Origin of the sequence: Ideonella sp., from assembly GCF_041287625.1 — a bacterium.
Taxonomy (GTDB): domain Bacteria; phylum Pseudomonadota; class Gammaproteobacteria; order Burkholderiales; family Burkholderiaceae_C; genus Ideonella.
Map to the genome: position 1 here is coordinate 85,624 of NZ_JBGGNH010000073.1, position 19,819 is coordinate 105,442.

General features: G+C 66.2%; 16 protein-coding genes and 1 tRNA gene. 7 read left to right on the plus strand and 10 right to left on the minus strand.

Translation table 11 applies throughout. The annotated features are described in order from the left end of the window. Window positions 1–17: 17 nt before the first annotated feature. Entirely contained in the window at window positions 18–935 is a 918-nt protein-coding gene (locus ACAH41_RS27430; protein ID WP_325655295.1) for a pirin family protein, read from the plus strand. A gap of 28 nt (window positions 936–963) precedes the next feature. Here the strand turns inward: ACAH41_RS27430 and acnA are convergent, their stop codons facing one another. Next, window positions 964–3,702, minus strand: coding sequence for an aconitate hydratase AcnA (gene acnA / locus ACAH41_RS27435; protein WP_325655294.1), 2,739 nt, complete (start codon window positions 3,700–3,702; stop codon window positions 964–966). Between the two features lie 486 nt (window positions 3,703–4,188). Here acnA and ACAH41_RS27440 point away from each other — a divergent pair, with 486 nt between their 5' ends. Continuing rightward, window positions 4,189–6,657: a membrane-bound PQQ-dependent dehydrogenase, glucose/quinate/shikimate family gene (locus ACAH41_RS27440; RefSeq protein WP_325655293.1), complete on the plus strand. Its 2,469-nt coding sequence runs from the start codon at window positions 4,189–4,191 to the stop codon at window positions 6,655–6,657. Window positions 6,658–6,691: 34 nt separating this feature from the next. On the opposite strand, the gene glgX is transcribed toward ACAH41_RS27440, so the two are convergent. Beyond that, complete coding sequence (gene glgX / locus ACAH41_RS27445; RefSeq protein ID WP_325655292.1) at window positions 6,692–8,887, minus strand: glycogen debranching protein GlgX; 2,196 nt, start codon at window positions 8,885–8,887, stop codon at window positions 6,692–6,694. Between the two features lie 290 nt (window positions 8,888–9,177). Between glgX and ACAH41_RS27450 the strand changes: the two genes are divergently transcribed. Next, the gene (locus tag ACAH41_RS27450; protein WP_325655291.1) at window positions 9,178–9,408 is read left to right on the plus strand and encodes a DUF3606 domain-containing protein; all 231 of its coding nucleotides are present in this window, start codon (window positions 9,178–9,180) and stop codon (window positions 9,406–9,408) included. Between the two features lie 43 nt (window positions 9,409–9,451). Here ACAH41_RS27450 and ACAH41_RS27455 read toward each other — a convergent pair whose 3' ends face one another. The 8 genes from ACAH41_RS27455 to cysS all read right to left on the minus strand — a co-directional run bounded on the left by ACAH41_RS27455 (window position 9,452) and on the right by cysS (window position 16,922). Continuing rightward, on the minus strand, window positions 9,452–10,114 hold the full coding sequence (locus ACAH41_RS27455) for a dienelactone hydrolase family protein (protein WP_325655290.1): 663 nt from the start codon (window positions 10,112–10,114) through the stop codon (window positions 9,452–9,454). 39 nt (window positions 10,115–10,153) lie between these two features. After that, window positions 10,154–10,705 (minus strand): glutathione peroxidase, encoded by a 552-nt coding sequence (locus ACAH41_RS27460; RefSeq protein ID WP_325655289.1) that lies wholly within the window; start codon window positions 10,703–10,705, stop codon window positions 10,154–10,156. A 202-nt stretch (window positions 10,706–10,907) separates the two neighbouring features. Then, a tRNA-Ser gene (locus tag ACAH41_RS27465) sits at window positions 10,908–11,000 on the minus strand. Between the two features lie 39 nt (window positions 11,001–11,039). Continuing rightward, window positions 11,040–12,329 (minus strand): aspartate kinase, encoded by a 1,290-nt coding sequence (locus tag ACAH41_RS27470; RefSeq protein ID WP_370538693.1) that lies wholly within the window; start codon window positions 12,327–12,329, stop codon window positions 11,040–11,042. Window positions 12,330–12,495: 166 nt separating this feature from the next. After that, on the minus strand, window positions 12,496–13,797 hold the full coding sequence (gene tilS / locus ACAH41_RS27475; RefSeq protein ID WP_325655287.1) for a tRNA lysidine(34) synthetase TilS: 1,302 nt from the start codon (window positions 13,795–13,797) through the stop codon (window positions 12,496–12,498). Between the two features lie 61 nt (window positions 13,798–13,858). Beyond that, a complete protein-coding gene (locus ACAH41_RS27480; RefSeq protein WP_325655286.1) occupies window positions 13,859–14,830 on the minus strand; it encodes an acetyl-CoA carboxylase carboxyltransferase subunit alpha in 972 nt (323 codons plus the stop codon). 60 nt (window positions 14,831–14,890) lie between these two features. Beyond that, window positions 14,891–15,463: a DNA-3-methyladenine glycosylase gene (locus ACAH41_RS27485; RefSeq protein ID WP_370538694.1), complete on the minus strand. Its 573-nt coding sequence runs from the start codon at window positions 15,461–15,463 to the stop codon at window positions 14,891–14,893. Between the two features lie 82 nt (window positions 15,464–15,545). Continuing rightward, window positions 15,546–16,922 carry a cysteine--tRNA ligase gene (gene cysS, locus ACAH41_RS27490; protein WP_325655362.1) on the minus strand — a complete coding sequence of 459 codons (1,377 nt, stop codon included), beginning with the start codon at window positions 16,920–16,922 and terminating at the stop codon, window positions 15,546–15,548. Between the two features lie 248 nt (window positions 16,923–17,170). On the opposite strand from cysS, the gene ACAH41_RS27495 reads away from it, so the two are divergent. The 4 genes from ACAH41_RS27495 to ACAH41_RS27510 are packed head-to-tail and all read left to right on the plus strand — an operon-like array spanning window position 17,171 to window position 19,783. Next, window positions 17,171–17,692, plus strand: coding sequence for a peptidylprolyl isomerase (locus tag ACAH41_RS27495; RefSeq protein ID WP_370538735.1), 522 nt, complete (start codon window positions 17,171–17,173; stop codon window positions 17,690–17,692). Window positions 17,693–17,696: 4 nt separating this feature from the next. Next, complete coding sequence (locus ACAH41_RS27500; RefSeq protein WP_141284471.1) at window positions 17,697–18,200, plus strand: peptidylprolyl isomerase; 504 nt, start codon at window positions 17,697–17,699, stop codon at window positions 18,198–18,200. Continuing rightward, a complete protein-coding gene (locus ACAH41_RS27505) occupies window positions 18,193–18,984 on the plus strand; it encodes a UDP-2,3-diacylglucosamine diphosphatase (RefSeq protein ID WP_325655284.1) in 792 nt (263 codons plus the stop codon). Before ACAH41_RS27500 ends, ACAH41_RS27505 begins: the two co-directional genes overlap by 8 nt. Before the next feature lie 16 nt (window positions 18,985–19,000). Next, window positions 19,001–19,783 carry a M90 family metallopeptidase gene (locus ACAH41_RS27510; protein WP_325655283.1) on the plus strand — a complete coding sequence of 261 codons (783 nt, stop codon included), beginning with the start codon at window positions 19,001–19,003 and terminating at the stop codon, window positions 19,781–19,783. The last annotated feature ends 36 nt before the right edge of the window (window positions 19,784–19,819 follow it).

The following is a 19,819-nucleotide window of genomic DNA, read 5'->3' on the forward strand; positions in this document are numbered from 1 at the left end:
CGCAGCAGAATCGCGCGATGCAAAGCCCCGCCACGCCCCAAGACACCCCACTGCTGCTCACCGGCCACACCAAGGACCTGGGCGGCGGTTTCACCGTCAGCCGCCTGCTGCCATCGGCCAAGCGCCAGGCTGTCGGCCCGTTCCTGTTTTTCGACCACTTCGGCCCGGTGCAGGTGGTGCCGGAAAGCCGGCATGACGTGGGGCCGCATCCGCACATCGGCCTGGCGACGGTGACCTACCTGTTCGAGGGCGCGATGATGCATCGCGACAGCATTGGCTCGGTGCAGCGCATCGAACCCGGCGCGATCAACTGGATGAGCGCCGGCCGCGGCATCGTGCATTCCGAGCGCCGGCCCGAAGACCTCGCGCAGGCGACCTACGTGAACCACGGCCTGCAGCTCTGGGCCGCGCTGCCGGCGGCGCACGAAGAAGGCGAGCCTGCGTTTTCGCACACCGCCGCTGCCGAACTGCCCGAGCACACGCTGCCCGGCGGGCACACGCTGCGCGTGCTGATCGGCAAGGCGCTGGGCTTCGAGTCGCCAGTGCAGACCTTGAGCGAAACGCTGTACCTTGACCTGCAATTGGCGCCAGGAGAGTCGTTCACGCTCCCGGCGCTGGCCGAGGAAATGGCGGTCTACCCGGTTTCCGAGCCGCTGTTGTTGGACGGCCAAGCGGTCCAACCGCGCACGCTGGCGGTGTTGCCCACTGGCCAGTCGGTGACGCTGGCCGGCACAACCGGACAAGCGCAGCGCGTCATGGTGATCGGCGGTGCGCCGCTGGACGGCCACCGGCTGATCTGGTGGAACTTCGTTTCCACGCAGCGCGAGCGCATCATCCAGGCCGGCGAGGTGTGGGCCGCCGGTGGCATCGGCCATGTGCCCGGAGATGATGAAGGCCGGCTGGCACTGCCGACGAATCGACCGCTGCCAGCCTGAGCCTCGCCCGCTTCCTTTCAGTGTTACGTCAGGCCTTGATCAGCTGGCGCAGCACGTAGGGCAGGATGCCGCCGTGGCGGTAGTAGTCGACCTCGATCGGGGTGTCGATGCGCAGCGTCACCAGCAGGTCCTCGACGCTGCCGTCGGCCTTGGTGATGCGCAGGATCACGTCGCGTTGCGGCGAGAGTTCGCCGTCGATGACGATGTCGATGGTCTCGTCGCCGACCAGGCCCAGGTTGCTCCAGCTGTCGGTGCCCTTGAACTGCAGCGGCAGCACGCCCATGCCGACCAGGTTGGAGCGGTGGATGCGCTCGAAGCTGCGCGCGATCACCGCCTTGATGCCCAGCAGCTGCGTGCCCTTGGCCGCCCAGTCGCGGCTGGAGCCGGTGCCGTATTCCTCGCCGGCGAAGATCACGGTGGGGACCTTCGCGGCGATGTACTGCATCGCCGCGTCGTAGATGAACACCTTCGAGCCTTGTGCCGCGCCTGGCAGCTGCAGCAGCGTCCAGCCGCCCTCTTCCCGGCTGCCGTCCGGCTTGGCCGGGATCATCAGGTTCTTGATGCGCACGTTGGCAAAGGTGCCGCGCATCATCACCTCGTGGTGGCCGCGGCGCGAGCCGTAGCTGTTGAAGTCCACCGGCTGAATGCCGCGGCCCTGCAGGTACTGGCCTGCCGGTGAAGATGGCTTGATCGAGCCGGCCGGCGAAATGTGGTCGGTGGTGATGGAGTCGCCGAACAAGGCCATGATCTTCGCGCCCTGCACGCCGGCCGCGGTGAACTCGGGCTTGGGCTCGAAGTGCTCGAAGAATGGCGGCTGCGCGATGTAGCTGCTTTCCGGCCACGCATAGACCTGGCCCGAAACGCCCTGGATGCGCTCCCACAGCTTGCCCGGCTTGTCGGCAATCTGCGCGTAGTTGTCGCGGAAGGCGGAAGGGTCCATCGCAAAGTTCATCAGCGACTGCACTTCGGCGCTGCTGGGCCACACGTCGCCCAGGTAGACCGGCTTGCCCTTCTTGCCCATGCCCAGCGGCTGGGTCATCAGGTCCACCGTGACATTGCCGGCAATCGCGTAGGCGACGACCAGCGGTGGCGAGGCCAGGAAGTTGGCCTTGATGTTGGGGTGGATGCGGGCTTCGAAATTGCGGTTGCCCGAGAGCACCGCCGCGCACACCAGCTCGTTGGTCATGATGACCTCGTTGAGCTGCGGCGTCAGGTCGCCGGCATTGCCGATGCAGGTGGTGCAGCCGTAGGCGGCCAGGTTGAAGCCCAGCTTTTCAAGGTAAGGCAGCAGGCCGGCGCGCGTGAGGTATTCGGTGACGATGCGCGAGCCGGGCGCCAGCGAGGTCTTGATGTGCGGCGCCACCTTCAGCCCGGCCTCCACCGCCTTCTTGGCCAGCAGGCCGGCGGCCAGCATCACGCTGGGGTTGGAGGTGTTGGTGCACGAGGTGATGGCGGCGATCAGCACGTCGCCGTTATGGATCTCCAGCCCGTCTGACGTGGGGAAAGCCTTCGCCAGCTTCTTGGCGGGCTGGTTGAAGCCCACGGCAGGGTTCGGGTCGCTGAACAGCTCGGTGAACTTGGCTGACAGGTGCGTGATCTCGATGCGGTCCTGTGGCCGCTTCGGCCCTGCCAGCGACGGCACCACGCTGCCGAGATCCAGCTTCACGACGGCCGAGTAGTCGATGTCTCCCGCCTGGGACACACCGAACAGCTCCTGCGCCTTGAAGTAGGCCTCCAGCGCCTCGATCTCGCTCTTCTTGCGGCCGGTGCCGCGGAAGTAGTCCAGCGTGCGTTCGTCCACCGGGAAGAAGCCCATGGTGGCGCCGTACTCGGGCGCCATGTTGCCGATGGTGGCGCGGTCCGGCACGCTGAGGCTGGCCGTGCCTTCGCCGAAGAACTCGACGAACTTGCCGACCACCTTCTGCTTGCGCAGCACTTCGGTGATGGTCAGCACCAGGTCGGTTGCCGTCACGCCTTCGCGCAGCTCGCCGCTCAGCTCGAAGCCCACAACATCCGGCGTCAGGAAATAGACCGGCTGGCCCAGCATGCCGGCCTCGGCCTCGATGCCGCCGACACCCCAGCCCACTACGCCAATGCCATTGATCATCGTGGTGTGGCTGTCCGTACCCACCAAGGTGTCCGGGTAATAGACCTGCGCGCCCTTCTTGCCGGCCTTGTGCACGCCACGCGCGAGGTATTCCAGGTTCACCTGGTGCACGATGCCGAAGCCCGGCGGCACGACACCAAACGTGTCGAAGGCCTGCATGCCCCATTTCATGAACTCGTAGCGTTCACGGTTGCGCTGGAATTCCAGCTGCATGTTCAGGTCCAGGGCTTTCTTGTTGCCGAAGTAGTCGATCATCACCGAGTGGTCGACCACCAGGTCCACCGGCACCAGCGGCTCGATCAACTTCGGGTCGCGGCCGAGCTTGGCGGCGGCGTTGCGCATGGCCCCCAGGTCGGCCAGCAGCGGCACGCCGGTGAAGTCCTGCAGCACCACGCGGGCGACGACAAACGGGATCTCTTCATTGCGCGGCGCATGCGGCTGCCAGGTGGCCAACTCCTTCACATGCTCAGGCGAAACACGCTTGTTGTCGCAGTGGCGCAGCACCGCCTCGAGCACGACGCGCAGCGACACCGGCAGGCGCTTCACACCGGGAAACTTCTCGGCCAGCTTCGGCAGCGAATAGAACAGGCCTTTGCGGCCCGACGCGGTTTCAAACTCGTCCAGGGTCTCGGCAAACGGGTGCACGGTCTCAACAGGCATGGGGCTCTCCGGGATGCGGACAGCGGCGGCCGTCCGTTCAACGGTCTAGCTTACCCAGAAATGCGGCACCGCGTCATGCCCCGTCCAGTACCACCCCGAAAGAGGCGGGACGGGCCGCGCCCAATGGCCGATGACGCTTGTCGCGCCACAAAAGCAAAGGGCCACCCAAAGGTGACCCCAGACTTCCGTTCACACCAACTTCGGTGGTGCAACGGGTACTTCGACGCCGGTAACGGGTTCCGGACTCTGCCCAGTGCTGCAGTCGGTTTGTCGTCTCAGTGGTGCCCATTGTGCGGTGAACTCGATGACCGGATCGTGACATCAAGCAAGGAAAGACAAGCCAGTTCCGCCAGGCCGCGGACCCGCAAAGACAGTCAGAGGACAGGTTTTGGGCACAGCGATTGCCAACCGATTGCCAACCCACGGGCATTCTCCATCCCTCTGTCCCGGGGGTGGCCCTCTGCCGACAAGCGCCCTGCCACGTCCATGCCCTCCGCCCTGCCCCGTCCCCCGTATCTCACCGCGCTGCTGCTGTTGCTGGGCGGCCTCGCGTTGGCCGTTGGCGGTGCCTGGTTGCTGGCCCTTGGTGGCACCGTCTACTACTTGGCCGCCGGGCTCACGCTGGGGGTATGCGGCATGCTGCTGTGGCGCCGGCGGGTCACGGCCCTGCACCTGTACGCGCTGCTGGTGCTGGTCACGTTGGCATGGTCCTTGTGGGAGGCCGGGCTGGACTGGTGGCCGCTGGCGGCGCGAGGCGATCTGTTGTTCGTGATGGGCCTGTGGCTGCTGACGCCGTGGGTGGTGCGCCGCTTGTCGCCCGATGAGCGCGCGACCCTTGCCGTCCAGCCGCAGCGGGCGTCGCCGCGCTGGTCGCAGGCGGCTGCGCCGCTGGCGGTGGTGCTGGCCTTGTTCCTGGCCGTCAGCATGGCTTCTTGGACGGTGGATGCGCATCGGATCGAGGCGAACGGCACGGCGGCCGCGGCGCTGCCCCCACCCGGTGCCGCGTCCGACACCATGCCCGCGGGCGACTGGCAGGCCTACGGCCGTGGTGCCGGCGGGCAGCGCCATTCGCCCTTGACCGAGTTGACGCCGGACAACGTCGGTCAGTTGCAGGTGGCCTGGCAGATGCAGACCGGTGACGTGCGTGGCCAGGCCGGCGACCCCGTCGAGACGACCTTCGAGGTGACCCCGCTGAAGGTTGGCGAGCGGCTTTTCCTCTGCACGCCGCACCAATCGGTGTTGGCGCTCGACGCCACCACCGGCCGCACGCTGTGGCGCCATGAAGCCCTGCGCAAGCCGGCGGAAGGCCTGGCGCTGCAGCATCTGACCTGCCGTGGCCTGTCGTATTCGGCTGCCCCTGGAGACGCTGCGGTGCCGGCCGCGGTGCCGGCGTCGGGGCCTGCCGGCAACACCACGGCCTGCCAGGCGAAGCTGTTCATGCCGACCGCGGACGGCCGGCTGCTGGCGCTGGACCCGGCCACCGGCACGCCGTGCGCCGGCTTCGGCACCGAAGGTGCGATCGACCTGTGGGCCGGCATGCCGAACGTGAAGCCTGGTTCGTATTACTCGACTTCGCCAGTGGTGGTGACGAAGAAGCTGGTGATCGTCGGCGGCACGGTGCTGGACAACGTCTCCACGCATGAAACCTCCGGCGTGATCCGGGCTTTCGACCTGCAGACCGGCGCGCTGGTGTGGAACTTCGATTCGGGCCGGCCCGAGCAGACCGAGCCCTTGCCCGCTGGCCAGACCTATTCGGTCAACTCGCCCAACAGCTGGTCCATCGCCAGCGTGGACGAGGCGCTGGGCCTGGTCTACCTGCCCATGGGCAACCAGCCGCCGGACCAGTGGGGCGGCAAGCGCACGCCGGCCGTCGAGCGCTATTCGTCCTCTGTCACCGCGCTGGACCTGGCAACCGGCCAGCCGCGCTGGGTCTTCCAGACGGTGCACCACGACCTGTGGGACTACGACGTGCCGGCGCAGCCGTCCCTGATCGACCTGCCCACGGCCAATGGCGTGGTGCCCGCGCTGGTGCAGCCCACCAAGCAGGGCGAGCTGTTCGTGCTGGACCGGCGCACCGGGCAGGCGGTGTTGCCGATCAACGAACAGCCGGCGCCGCAGGGCGCGGCCGAGGGCGACCACAGCGCGCTGACGCAGCCGGTCTCGGCGCTGTCGTTCAACCCGCCACCGCTGCGCGAAAGCGACATGTGGGGCGCCACGATGTTCGACCAGCTGATGTGCCGCATCGCCTTCAAGCAACTGCGCTATGAAGGCCGCTTCACGCCACCGTCGGAAGGCGGCACGTTGGTCTACCCCGGCAACTTCGGCGTCTTCAACTGGGGCGGCGTGGCGGTGGACCCCGACCGGCACACGGTGTTCGCCACGCCGACCTACCTGGCCTTTGTCTCGAAGCTGGTGCGACGGGCCGATGACACGACGATGTACGTGCAGGGCGGCGAACGGCCCAGGGACAGCCTGCCAGCACTGAACGAAAACTTCGGCGCCCCGTTCGCCGTCAAGCTGAGCGCGTTCACCTCCCCGCTGGGCGTGCCCTGCCAGGCGCCTCCATGGGGCCATGTGGCAACGGCCGACCTGACGACCGGCAAGGTGCTCTGGCAGCACAAGAACGGCACGGTGCGCGACAGCTCGCCACTGCCGCTGCCCTTCCGCATGGGCGTGCCGAACCTGGGCGGCCCCATCACCACCGCCGGAGGCGTGGCCTTCTTGTCCGGCACGCTGGACGACTACGTGCGCGGCTACGACGTGCGCGACGGCCGCGAGATCTGGCGCCACCGATTGCCGGCGGGGGGGCAGGCCACGCCGATGACCTACCGAGGCGCGGATGGTCGCCAGTACCTGCTGGTGATCGCCGGTGGCCACGGCTCCCTCGGCACCAAGGCAGGCGACCATGTGATCGCGTTTGCCTTGCCTGCCAAGGCGCGCAGCGCCGCCGAATAATCGGCCGGCCGCGGACGCGGCCGCGCAGCGTGTCTCAATTGCGGCCGCGGGCGGGCGACCGTTGCGGGTGGCACAGCAGCACCAGCGAGCGGCCCTGTAGCGGGTAACTGCTGCCGCCGTCCTTCGGACCGGGCTCAGCCGGCATGCCGTCAGCCTCGAAGGTGTCCACCAGCACGTGCCAACCGGGTGGGTCGCATGGCGGCAACTGGAAGTCGATGCGTTCGTGGTGGGCGTTCAGCAGCAGCACCAGGTCGTCGTCGTCGATCGGCCGGCCTTGCTCGTCGGACTCGGCCAGCCCGCGCCCCGATAGGCGCACGCCAAGGCAGCGCGCATGCGATTCGGCCCACTGCTCGTGCGTCATCTCCAGCCCGTCCGGCCGCAGCCACTGCATGTCCTTGGCGCCGTCTTCCGCCAGTTCGATGCCGCGGAAAAAGGTGCGCCGACGGAACAGCGGGTGCGCGCTGCGCAGCGCCGCGAGGCGCTGCGTGAAGGCCAGCAGCGCCTCGCCGGGGCCGTCCAGCGCCCAATCGACCCAGGACAGTTCGTTGTCCTGGCAGTAGGCGTTGTTGTTGCCGTGCTGGGTGCGGCCCATCTCGTCGCCAGCGCACAGCATGGGCACGCCTTGCGAGAAGAACAGCGTGGCCAGCAGGTTGCGCTTTTGCTGCTCGCGCAGTTGCAGCACGGCCGGGTCGTCGGTCGGACCTTCGGCACCGCAGTTCCAGCTGTGATTGTTCGAGTCGCCGTCCCGGTTGTCTTCGCCGTTGGCTTCGTTGTGCTTGTCGTTGTAGCTCACGAGGTCGTGCAGCGTGAAGCCGTCGTGCGCTGTGACGAAGTTGACGCTGGCGCTGGGGCCGCGGCCGCCGGCCGCGTACAGGTCGCTGGAGCCGCTGAGGCGGTAGGCCAGCTCGCCGATCACGCCGCCCTCGCCTTTCCAGTATGAGCGGATCACGTCGCGGTATTTGCCGTTCCACTCGGTCCAGCCGGTCGGGAAGCCGCCGACCTGGTAGCCCCCGTCGCCCACATCCCAGGGCTCGGCAATGAGCTTCACCTGCGAGATCACCGGGTCCTGGCGGATCACCGCGAAGAAGCTGCTGCGGGTGTCGAAGCCATGCGGTTCCCGGCCCAGCGCGCTGGCCAGGTCGAAGCGGAAGCCGTCCACGTGCATCTCGGTGATCCAGTAGCGCAGGCTGTCCATGATGAGCCGCAGCGCGGCGGGGCTGCCACTGTCCAGCGTATTGCCGCAACCGGTGGTGTCCATGTAGTGGCGCTCGTCGCCGGGCATCAGCCGGTAGTAGCTGGCGTTGGCTATGCCCTTGAAGCTGAACATCGGGCCCTGGTGATTGCCTTCGGCGGTGTGGTTGAAGACCACGTCGAGGATGACCTCGATGCCGGCGTCGTGCAGCGTGCGCACCATGGACTTGAACTCGCCGATTTCGCCGCTGGCGCTGTAGCGCGAGTCCGGCGCGAAGAAGCCGATCGAGTTGTAGCCCCAATAGTTGCGCAAGCCGCGCTCGACCAGGTGCCGGTCGTCGATGAAGGTGTGCACCGGCATCAGCTCCAACGTGGTCACACCCAGGGCCTTCAGGTGCTCGACCACCGCCGGAGAGGCCAGGCCGGCATAGGTGCCGCGCAACTGTTCGGGCACGCCGGGATGGCGCTTGGTGAGGCCCTTGACGTGGGCCTCGTAGATCACCGTGTCGCTCCAGGGCACCCGCGGGGGTTGGTCATGGCCCCAGGTAAAGGCATCGTCGATGACCATGCTTTTGGGCATGCCACCAGCGCTGTCGCGGGTGTCCATCGCCATGTCTTCGCGCCGGCTGCCCAGGCGGTAACCGAACTGCGCGTCTGACCACGCCAGCTCGCCGGCAATGCGCTTGGCATAGGGGTCCAGCAACAGCTTGTTCGGATTGAAGCGGTGGCCCTTGGCGGGCGCGTATGGGCCGTGCACGCGGTAGCCATAGAGCAGGCCAGGTCGCGCGGCCGGCAGGTAGCCGTGCCACACGTGGTCAGTGCGCTCGGAGAGTTCCACCCGGCCAATTTCGCGCCGGCCCTTGGGGTCGAACAGGCAGAGCTCCACCCGCGAGGCGTGCTGTGAATACAGCGCGAAATTGACGCCCGCGCCGTCCCAGGTGGCGCCCAGCGGCGAGGGCCGGCCGCGCCAGACGACGAGCGAGCCGCCCAGCAAACGAGGGGCCGCGCGCTGTTGCGCGCTGCGTGTTTCGAGACCCATGAACGCTTCCTCCCTTGAGCCAGTCTGGAATGCTGTGTTGCAGCATCGACGCTAAGGGCGAAGGTGACGCGTGCCCGCCGGGCGAGCGCGCAAAGTGGTGTCGGTCTTCGCCTACTTACACCGGAGCCACTCAGCGGCTACGCTACATGTGGCAAAACGTGAAGCGCGCGACGCGCACAGGCGGGCGCCCACAGGCACGCCGATTGCCGACGTGTGATGAGTTGAAACTTCGGACGCCAGCAGTTTCGGCGCCTCACAAAGCCAGCCCTTCGTTGGGACAGGAGACTGCCATGCCCATTGCCTTCTACGAGCAAGACTTGAAGAACCCCGTGCACCTGAGCACACGGGATCCGGTGCAGGCCGACTACTGGGCCGCGCGCTTGGGTGTTTCGGTTCCGGAACTGCGCCAGGCTGTGGACACCGTGGGCACGGCATTGCATGCCGTGCAGCAATATCTGGGATGCTCGGACGGCCTGTCCCTCGGCTGGACGCCCATCGCACCCGCTGAAGCCCCACGCTGATTTCCCGGGCGCGGCAGCCGTCGCCTGCACGGTGCCGCGCCTGTCAGGCCAGCACCCGCAACAGCCACCGGTTCAAGTCTTCGATCTCCGGGCCGCAGACCGAATGTTCCATCGGATAGGTGTGCCATTCGAGCGGGTAGCCCAGCGTCTGCAACGTGTCACGCGCAGCCTGCCCGCGGGCGAGGGGCACGACGGGGTCGTATTGGCCGTGGGCCAGGAACAGTGGCACGTCGGCGTTGGCTTCGCTGCGCTCGGCTGCGGTGGTCTCCGACAGGGGCAGATAGCCCGACAGGCCGACAATGCCGGCGAGCCGCTGCGGCGCGCGCAGGCCCGTCAGCAGGCTCATCGCGCAGCCTTGCGAAAAACCCATCAGGACGATGCGGTTCGCCGGAATGCCGCGCTGAACTTCACGGTCTACCAGGGCCTGCACCGCCAGCAAGGAACTGCGCAGCCCGCCTTCGTCTTCTCGCCGCACGAGGTCGCTGCCGTGGATGTCGTACCAGGCGCGCATGCGCATGCCGTTGTTCCACGTGACCGGGATCACTGGCGCATGCGGGAACACGAAGCGGACCGGGCCGACTGCGGACAGGTTGAGTTCCTGTGCGATCGGCACGAAGTCATTGCCGTCGGCACCAAGGCCGTGCAGCACGATGATGCTGGCGACGGGGGCGTCGCCAGATTGCATTTCAAGGGTTTCAAGCGCCATGGCGCCAGCATAGCGCGCAAGCGGCCTGGAACCCGGGTTTCAGGCCGCCAGCGCGGCGTCGATGGCGGCGATCAGCGCCGGATGGTCCGGCGCCACGTCGGGCGCGAAGCGGGCCACGACCCGACCGTCGCGGTCGATCAGGAACTTCTCGAAGTTCCACAACACGTCGGTCGGCACCTTGGGCAGCATGTTGTACTTGGTCAGCGCGGTGGTCAGCTTGTCGTCGCCAGAAGGTTGTGCCGTCGGCTGGGCTTCGATCAGTGCGGCATACAGCGGGTGGCGCGGCGCGCTGTTGACCTGCAGCTTGCTGAACAGCGGAAAGCTCACGCCATAGTTCAGGTCGCAGAATGAGGCAATCTCGGCTTCAGTGCCCGGCTCCTGGGCGCCGAAATCATTGGACGGGAAACCCAGCACCTGCAGGCCCTGCGCCTTGCGTTGCTCGAACAGCGCTTCCAGGCCTTTGTATTGCGGCGTGAGCCCGCATTGGGAGGCCACGTTGACGACCAGCAGCACCTGGCCGGCATATTCGCCCAGCGTGGTGGGCGTGCCGTCAATGCGTTGCAGGGGAATGCTTTGAAGCGTGGTGCTCATGAGGCTCGTCCTGTCCTTGAAATGGGGAGGCGCAGGTTAGCCTGAAGCGGCATGCGGCGTTGCGGGAGGGCTGAGCGTCCCTGCCGGCAGCCAGTGCAAACAGTGTGAGGTACTCGAAAAGGTACTTCAATCCAGCGACCGATGAAACTCGGCACGGAAATGAAAAACGGGTCCCGAAGGACCCGTTTTTACTCTCGTAGATTGGCGGAGACGAAGGGATTCGAACCCTTGATGGAGTTTTAAGCCCCATACTCCCTTAGCAGGGGAGCACCTTCGGCCACTCGGTCACGTCTCCAACCTAAGCTCGCATTCTAACCACAAAACTCAGTGGTTTTCAGGACATGTTCTCGGCGACCGGAGAATTGTCTGCGTCGAGGTCAAACGCCTTGTGCAGCGCACGCACGGCCAGCTCCATGTACTTCTCGTCGATCACGACGGAGGTCTTGATTTCGCTGGTCGTGATCATCTGGATGTTGATGCCCTCTTCGCTCAGCGTGCGGAACATCTTGCTGGCCACGCCCACGTGGCTGCGCATGCCGATGCCGACGATGGACACCTTGCAGATCTTCGGGTCGCCCAGCACGGTGGCAGCACCGGTTGCCGGCGCAACCTTGGTCTTCAGCAGTTCCATCGTGCGCTGGAAATCATTGCGGTGCACGGTGAACGAGAAGTCAGTCTTGCCGTCGTGCGAGACGTTTTGGATGATCACGTCCACGTCGATGTTCGCTTCGGCGACGTCGCCGAGGATCTGGTACGCGATGCCAGGCTTGTCGGGCACGCCCATCACGGTGACCTTGGCTTCATCGCGATTGAAGGCGATGCCCGAGACAACGGCTTGTTCCATCTTTTCGTCTTCCTCGAAGGTGATCAGGGTGCCCGACTTGGCTTCTTCGTCAATGTTGATGTCCCAGGGCGTGAAGCTGGACAGCACGCGCAGCGGCACCCGGTACTTGCCGGCGAATTCCACCGAGCGGATCTGCAGCACCTTGGAGCCGAGGCTGGCCATTTCGAGCATTTCCTCGAAGCTCACAGTGTGCAGCCGGCGAGCCTCTGGCACCACGCGCGGGTCGGTGGTGTAGACGCCGTCCACGTCGGTGTAGATCAGGCACTCGGCAGCCTTCATCGCGGCGGCGATGGCCACGGCCGAGGTGTCCGAGCCGCCGCGGCCCAGCGTCGTGACGTTCTTGTCTTCGTCGATGCCCTGCAAGCCGGTGATGACGACCACCTTGCCTGCCGCCAGGTCGGCGCGCACACGGGCATCGTCGATGCTCTGGATGCGGGCCTTGGTGTAGGAGGAGTCGGTGATGACCGGCACCTGCCAGCCGTTGTAGCTGACCGCGTCCATGCCTTCGGACTGCAGCGCCAACGACAGCAGGCCGACCGAAACCTGTTCGCCGGTGCAGGCGATCATGTCCAGTTCGCGCAGCATCGCAGGGGTCTGCTGCACAGGCGACAAGTCCTTGGCCAGCCCCAGCAGGCGATTCGTCTCACCGCTCATGGCCGAAGGCACGACCACCATCTGGTGCCCGGCGCGCGCCCATTTGGCGACCCGTTTGGCGACGTTGCGAATGCGCTCCGTCGAGCCCATCGATGTGCCACCGTACTTGTGAACGATCAAAGCCATGTGAGGATGCAGAGGTAGCTGAAGGCGTGCGTCTGCGCAGGCGCTGCGGCAGAGGTGGACGCGTGACCGGCATGGCCACGCGAAACCCTACATTCTAGCGGTTGCGTCCGGGCCAATTCCCGGGCAGAGGCTCGCTTGGCAAATGGCGAAGCCTGGACCGGAACCGCTACGCTGGTGCCGTCGGGTGCGGCAGCCACTCGGGCTTCAGCTGCGGTTCGCCCGGCGCCGCCATTGCGCGCGCGTCAATGCCCAGGCCCGGCACGAACAGCAACTGGCCGTTCGAAGCTCGCAGCAGTGGCGCCTGGCGTGCCCAGGCAGGCATGGCGGCGGCCTGGAATTGTTTCTTCAGCGAACGCGGCGTGCTGCGCGGCGCCCGCTGGAATTGCTCGCCACCGCTGCGTGCCGCGAGGCAAGCGCCCGCGAGCAATGCGAGCGGAATGCCGGCTTCGCTCGTGGCACGAAGCGCGAAGCGGCCCTGCCATGCAAGCGCAGGCCATTCGCCCGGCCCGGCGGCCTGCGGCAATTGCACTGAAGCGGCGTTGGCCGGGTTGCTGCGCGCCAGCGCGTGCGGCTGCAACACACCCCGGTGAAGCCGAAGTTCTTCGCCGGGAGCCAGCGGCCAGCTGCCCTGCTTCGCCCCCGGCAACTGCGCCAGCAAACGCGCCACCAAGCTGTCCGGCGCATCGGCTTGATGCTGCTGCAGCCAGGCCTGCAGCGAGAAACGCCGCCTGGCAGGCGACAGCGCCAGCCAGGCCGACAGTGGCAAGCCGCCGCCTTTGGACAGTCCCATCGCTGCCAGGTCCTGCGTGGCCACTTCGGCCATCAGCGCTGCGGCGGCCTGGGCCTGCTCGGCCATGCGCACGAGCTGCTGCTCGGCCTGGGGAAATGCTTGGCTCAGCGCTGGCAGTACCTGGTGCCGCAGACGGTTGCGGTCGAAGCGGGCGTCGTGATTGCTGTCGTCCTCGATGTGACGAAGCCGGTGGCGCCGCACATAGGTCTCGATGGCCTGCACCGGCTGTTGCAGCCAGGGGCGCGCCCAGATGATGCCTTCGCGTTCGATCAGGCCAGGCATCGCCGACAGTCCCGCCGGGCCCGCGCCGCGCAAGGCCTGGAGCAACACGGTTTCGGCCTGGTCGCGCCGGTGATGGGCCAGCAGCACGATGCCTGCACCATGCGCCTTGGCCATGCGCGCCAGCGCCGCGTAACGCTCGCGCCGGGCCCAGGCTTCGATGCTTTGCCCGGGCGAAGGTGCACCGCTCAACCGCGTCGATTCAAAACAAAGATGGGAGTGGCGGCTGCGCCAGCGCTGGCACTGCGCTTCGAGGTGGGCGAGCCAGGCATCCGCCTGCGGCATCAGCCCGTGGTGCACATGCAAGGCCAGCACCTGCAGGCCACTGCCGAACGTCTGCCTCAGCGTGGCATGCAGCAAGGCGGTGGAGTCACGCCCACCGCTGGTGGCGACCGCCACGATGGGCGGTGCCGAAATTGAAGCCGGCCCCGGCGGCCGCGCCGCCATGCCAGTCAGCGCCTCAGCGCGCGGTGGTGTCGGTGAAACGACCGTAGGACTTCAGGCGCTGGTAGCGGCGCTCCAGCAGCGCTTCGGTCGACAGGTCGGCCACCTGGCGCAACGAATCGACCAGGCCGCGCTTGAGCTGCGAGGCCATCTGCTTCGGATCGCGGTGTGCGCCGCCGACCGGCTCGCTGATGATCTTGTCGACCAGGCCCAGGGCCTTCAGGCGATGCGCGGTGATGCCCAGCGCTTCGGCGGCGTCGGACGCGCGCTCGGAGGTCTTCCACAGGATGGATGCGCAGCCTTCCGGCGAGATCACCGAGTAGACCGAGAACTGCAGCATCATGACCTGGTCGCCCACGCTGATCGCCAGCGCGCCGCCGGAGCCGCCTTCGCCGATGATGGTGGTGATGATGGGCACTTCCAACTGCGCCATCTCGAAGATGTTGCGCCCGATGGCTTCGGACTGGCCGCGCTCTTCGGCGCCGATGCCGGGGTAGGCGCCGGGGGTGTCGACAAAGGTGAAGACCGGGAGACCGAACTTCTCGGCCAGCTTCATCAGGCGCAGCGCCTTGCGGTAGCCCTCGGGACGCGGCATGCCGAAATTGCGCGCGGCACGCTCCTTGGTGTCGCGGCCCTTCTGCTGGCCGACGACCATGCAGGCCTGGCCATTGAAGCGGGCCAGCCCGCCGACGATGGACAGGTCATCGGCAAACGCACGGTCGCCGTGCATTTCCTGGAAGTCGGTGAAGATTTCGTTGACGTAGTCCAGCGTGTACGGGCGCTGTGGGTGACGCGCGATCTGCGTGACCTGCCAGGGCGACAACTGGGTGTAGATGTCCTTGGTCAGCTGCAGGCTCTTCTTGTCCAGCCGCTCGATCTCCTCGGAGATGTCCACCGCGGATTCGTTCTGAACGTAGCGCAGCTCTTCGATCTTGGCGTCGAGTTCGGCGATGGGTTGCTCGAACTCCAGAAAGTGTCGCTTGCTCATGTTCGGGTTCCTTCTAAGCGGGGAAAAAGAGATCGGGGGAACGATGCGTGACAGTGACTGTCAGTAGTCGACCGGCAGCGGATCGAGGCTGCGCCATAGGTACCAGGTCGCCACCGACCGGTACGGGGCCCAGCCTTCGCCCAGTTCGCGGGCTTCGGCCCGCGACACCGGTTCACCGCTGAAATAGCAGGAACTGATGCCCTTCATCAGGCCCTCGTCGTCCAGCGGCAGCACGTTGGGTCGCATCAGGTAAAAGATCAGGAACATTTCGGCCGTCCAGCGGCCGATGCCACGAATGGCGATCAATTCTTCGATGATGGCCTCGTCGTCCATCTGCCGCCAAAGCGGCACATGCACGCTGCCCTCTTCGAAATGGCTCGCCAAATCCCTCAGGTATTCTGCCTTGCGCGCCGACAAACCGACAGCCCGCAGTTCCGGGACTGCCAGCAACAGCACCTGCGCCGGAACCAAAGCATGAGACGGGCCACCCACGGCGCCGGCGAACTTTTCCCAGACGGATTGCGCAGCTTTGACGGAGATCTGCTGGCCGACGATGGAGCGCGCCAGCGTGGTGAAGGCATCGCCCCGGCTCTCGAGGCGTGCTTCGCCGAACTTCGGGATCAGCTTCTTCATCACGCGGTCACGCTTGGCCAGGTGGCGGCAGGCCTCGTCCCAGTACTCGGGCGTTACGCCCGGGTTCGATGCACGCGGCACGTCAGGCCTTCACCCAAGTGGTGCCTTGCGGCGAATCCTTCAGCAGGATGCCGGCAGCCTCCAGTTCCTTGCGGATCTGATCGGCTCGGGCAAAGTCCCTGGCCTGCTTGGCCGTCTGGCGTTCTTCGAGCCGCAACTGGATCGTTGCATCGTCCAGCAGGCTGCCGGCTTGCAGAAAGGCCGCGGGCGACTGCTGAAGGATGCCCAGCGTGGCGGCAAGCGCCTTCAGCTGGCCTGCCACTGCAGGTGACTTGTTGCGGTTCAGCTCGGCTGCGAGATCAAACAGCACGGCCAGGGCGCCAGGCGTGTTGAAGTCGTCGTCCATCGCCGCATGGAAGGCCTGCTCCGCCGGGTTGGCGAGATCCATCGCCACCTCGGGCACGTCGGCCACGCTGGCCAGCGCGGTGTAGAGCCGGCGCAGTGCGCTGCGGGCGTCGTCCAGGTGGGCGTCGCTGTAGTTGAACGGGCTGCGATAGTGGGTGCGCAGCATGAAAAAGCGCAGGGTCTCTCCGTCGTAGTGCTTGAGCACATCGCGGATGGTGAAGAAGTTGCCTAGCGACTTCGACATCTTGACGTTGTCGACGTTCAGGAAGCCGTTGTGCATCCAGACGTTGACAAACGGATGGCCCAGCGCACCTTCGCTCTGCGCGATCTCGTTTTCATGGTGCGGGAACTGCAGGTCCATGCCACCGCCGTGGATGTCGAAGCGCTCACCCAGCAGCGCGCAGCTCATGGCGGAGCACTCGATGTGCCAGCCAGGCCGGCCGGGCCCGAAGGGCGAGTCGTATTTGGCGTCTGCGGGCTCTTCTGGCTTGGCGGACTTCCACAGCACGAAGTCCAGCGGGTCCTGCTTGCCGTCGTCCACTGCCACACGCTCACCGGCGCGCAGGTCGTCCAGCGACTTGCCGCTGAGCTTGCCGTAGCTGGGGAACTTGCGCACGGAATAGTTCACGTCGCCGGTGCTGGCGCGGTAGGCCAGGCCCTTCTGCTCCAGCGTGCCGATCATGTCGACCATGCCTTGCACGTGGTCGGTGGCGCGCGGCTCATGCGTGGGCGTGGCAACGCCAATCGCGCCGATGTCGGCCCGCATCGCAGCGATCATCTCGTTGGTCAGCTGGCGGATGCTGATGTTGCGTTCCACCGCGCGCTTGATGATCTTGTCTTCGATGTCGGTGATGTTGCGAACGTAGGTGACGCGGTAGCCGCGGGCGACCAGCCAGCGGTACACCACGTCGAAGGCCATCATCATCCGCGCATGGCCAACGTGGCACAGGTCGTAGATCGTCATGCCGCACACGTACATGCGCACGTGGCCTGGCTCGATGGGGGAGAAGTCTTCGACCCGGCGGGTCAGGGTGTTATAGATGCGCAGCGTCATCGACGAAGAAAAAGGCAAGGCTTCGTGAGCGGGTTCGGCCGCGAGGCCCGGGCAAGGTCATCGCCGCGGGCGGACCACGCCGGCCGCGAGGACAAACGGCACTCCACGAACGGCGCTTCAAAAAGGGGGTCGGTACAATCGAGTCAGTATAGCGAAGGAGCTTTTACGTGACCTTAACAAGCACCCGGCCCGGCCTCGCAGCGTGCCGGCCAGCCGCCTGGACCCGCTCGCTGACGCTGGCCGCCGCGCTGGCCGTGGCAAGCATTGCCCCAGCCCTGGCGGAGACTGTCCGCCTCAGCACGTCGGCAGGCGACATCGTCGTCGAACTCAACAAGGAAAAGGCGCCCAAGAGCGTGGACAATTTCGTCCAGTACGTGAAGGCGGGCCACTACAACGGCACGATCTTTCACCGCGTGATCGAAAGCTTCATGATCCAGGGCGGCGGCATGACGCCCGACATGAAGGAAAAGCCGACGCGTGCGCCCATCGTGCTGGAAAGCCAGAACGGCCTTTCCAATGTGCGCGGCACGATCGCGATGGCGCGCACCAATGTGCCGAACTCGGCCACCTCGCAATTTTTCATCAACGTCGTCGACAACCAGCGCCTGGACTACCAGCCTGGGCGCGACGGCTACGCGGTGTTCGGCAAGGTTGTCAGCGGCATGGACGTGGTCGACAAGATCAGGGCCGTGCCGGTGGGCGACAAGGGCGGCCATGAGAACGTCCCGACCGAACCCATCCTGATCAAAAAAGCCACGTTGGAGAACTGAGACCATGACCAAGACTGTTGAACTGACCACTTCCGCTGGCGTGCTGCGCATCGAGCTGGACGACGCCAAGGCGCCCGCCACCGTCGCGAACTTCCTGGCCTATGTGAACAAGGGCCACTACGACGGCACCGTGTTCCACCGCGTGATCAAGAGCTTCATGATCCAGGGCGGCGGCATGCTGGCCGACATGAGCCAGAAGCCAACCGATGCGACGATCCAGAACGAGGCCAACAACGGCCTGAAGAACCTGAAGTACACGCTGGCCATGGCGCGCACCAACGCGCCACACTCGGCCTCGGCGCAGTTCTTCATCAACACCAAGGACAACGACTTCCTCAACTTCAGCAGCGAGTCGCCCAGCGGCTGGGGCTATGCGGTGTTCGGCAAAGTGGTCGCCGGCACCGAGGTGGTGGACGCCATCGAGAAGGTGCGCACCGGCCGCAAGGGCATGCACGACGACGTGCCGCTGGAAGCGGTGACGATCGAAAAGGCCGTCGAGATTGTCTGACGCAGCCCTGGCGGCCGGCGCCATGGCGGCGCCGGGCGCCCTGTGCCAGTTGCCGCCCGCCTGCCAGCGGGCGGTTTTCATCTCGGACCTGCACCTGAGCGAGTCGCTGCCACGCACCACCGCGACCTTCCTGCGCCTGCTGGCGCAGCCGCAGGGAGACGCCTTGTTCATCCTCGGTGACCTGTTCGAGGCGTGGGTGGGCGACGACATGCTGGACCAGCCTTACGAAGCCAGCGTGGCCGCGGCCATCACCGCCCTCGCCCGCCAGCAACCGGTTTACGTGATGCGCGGCAACCGGGACTTCCTGCTGGGCGAGCGCTTCTTCCGCGACACCGGCTGCGTCGAGCTGCCAGACCCGGTTGCGGTGCACGGCTTCGGCCAGACGGTTTTGCTGAGCCATGGCGACGCACTGTGCCTGGATGACAAGGCCTACCAGCAGTTCCGCGCCCAGGTGCGGCAGCCCGCTTGGCAGGCCGCCCTGCTCGCCCGGCCGTTTGCCGAACGCATGGCCATTGCGCAGCAGATGCGCGGTGCCAGCCGCGCGCAGGCGCGCGAACCCGAAACCTATGCGGATGTGGACCCGGCCATGGCGCAAGGCTGGCTGGCCGAAGCTGGCACCACGTTGCTGGTGCATGGCCACACCCACCGCCCCGGCAGCGACCAATTCGCTGGCTGGCAGCGCCATGTCTTGTGCGACTGGGAACTCGATCATGGCAGCGCCAACCGAGGCGAGCTGATGCTCTGGGATGCGCAAGGCTGGCATCGGCTGGCCCTGCCCACCTGAGTTCACGTCGATTCGCATGGCATTTCTCCAGAAGCTGCGCAATTGGCGCGAGCAGCGCGCGCTGCAGCGCTATGCAATCCCCGATGCGCTTTGGCAGGCGGTGCTGGCGCACTACCCGTTCCTCGGCCAACGCTCGGTGGAAGACTTGGTAGAACTGCGCCGGCTCGCCAGCCTGTTCCTGTCGCAAAAGGAATTCACCGGTGCGCAGGGACTGGTGGTGGACGACGGGATGGCGGTCGCCATTGCCGCACAAGCCTGCCTGCCGGTGCTGAAGCTGGGTTTGGCGATGTACGACGGCTTTGTCGGCATCGTCGTGCACCCGGACGAGGTAATGGCGCAGCGTGAAGTCATGGACGAGGATGGGGTGGTCCACGAGTACGACGAATGGCTGAGCGGGGAGGCCATGTCCGGCGGGCCGTTGATGCTGTCCTGGCCAGACGTGGAAGCGGCCGGGGAGTCAGCCGAAGACGCTTACAACGTCGTCATCCACGAATTCGCCCATGTGCTGGACATGCGCGAGGGCGAGCCCGACGGCGTGCCTTTGCCGGCCGCTGCCGAAGTTGCTCGCGACCGCTGGCTGGCCGTGTTCGATCCGGAGATGACGCGCTTCGTCGAACGCGTGGACGCCGGCGAAGCCACGCTGCTGGACCCCTATGGTGCGGAGGCGCCGGAAGAGTTTTTCGCAGTGGCGGCCGAGGCGTTTTTCGTCTGCCCGCAAGCCTTCCGCGACGAGCATCCTGCACTGCACGAATTGTTCGTCGCCTATTTCAGGCAGGATCCTTCAGCTGCCGTGCGTTGAGCAAGCAGCCCCATCTGCGACAAAGGCGCCCGAGGG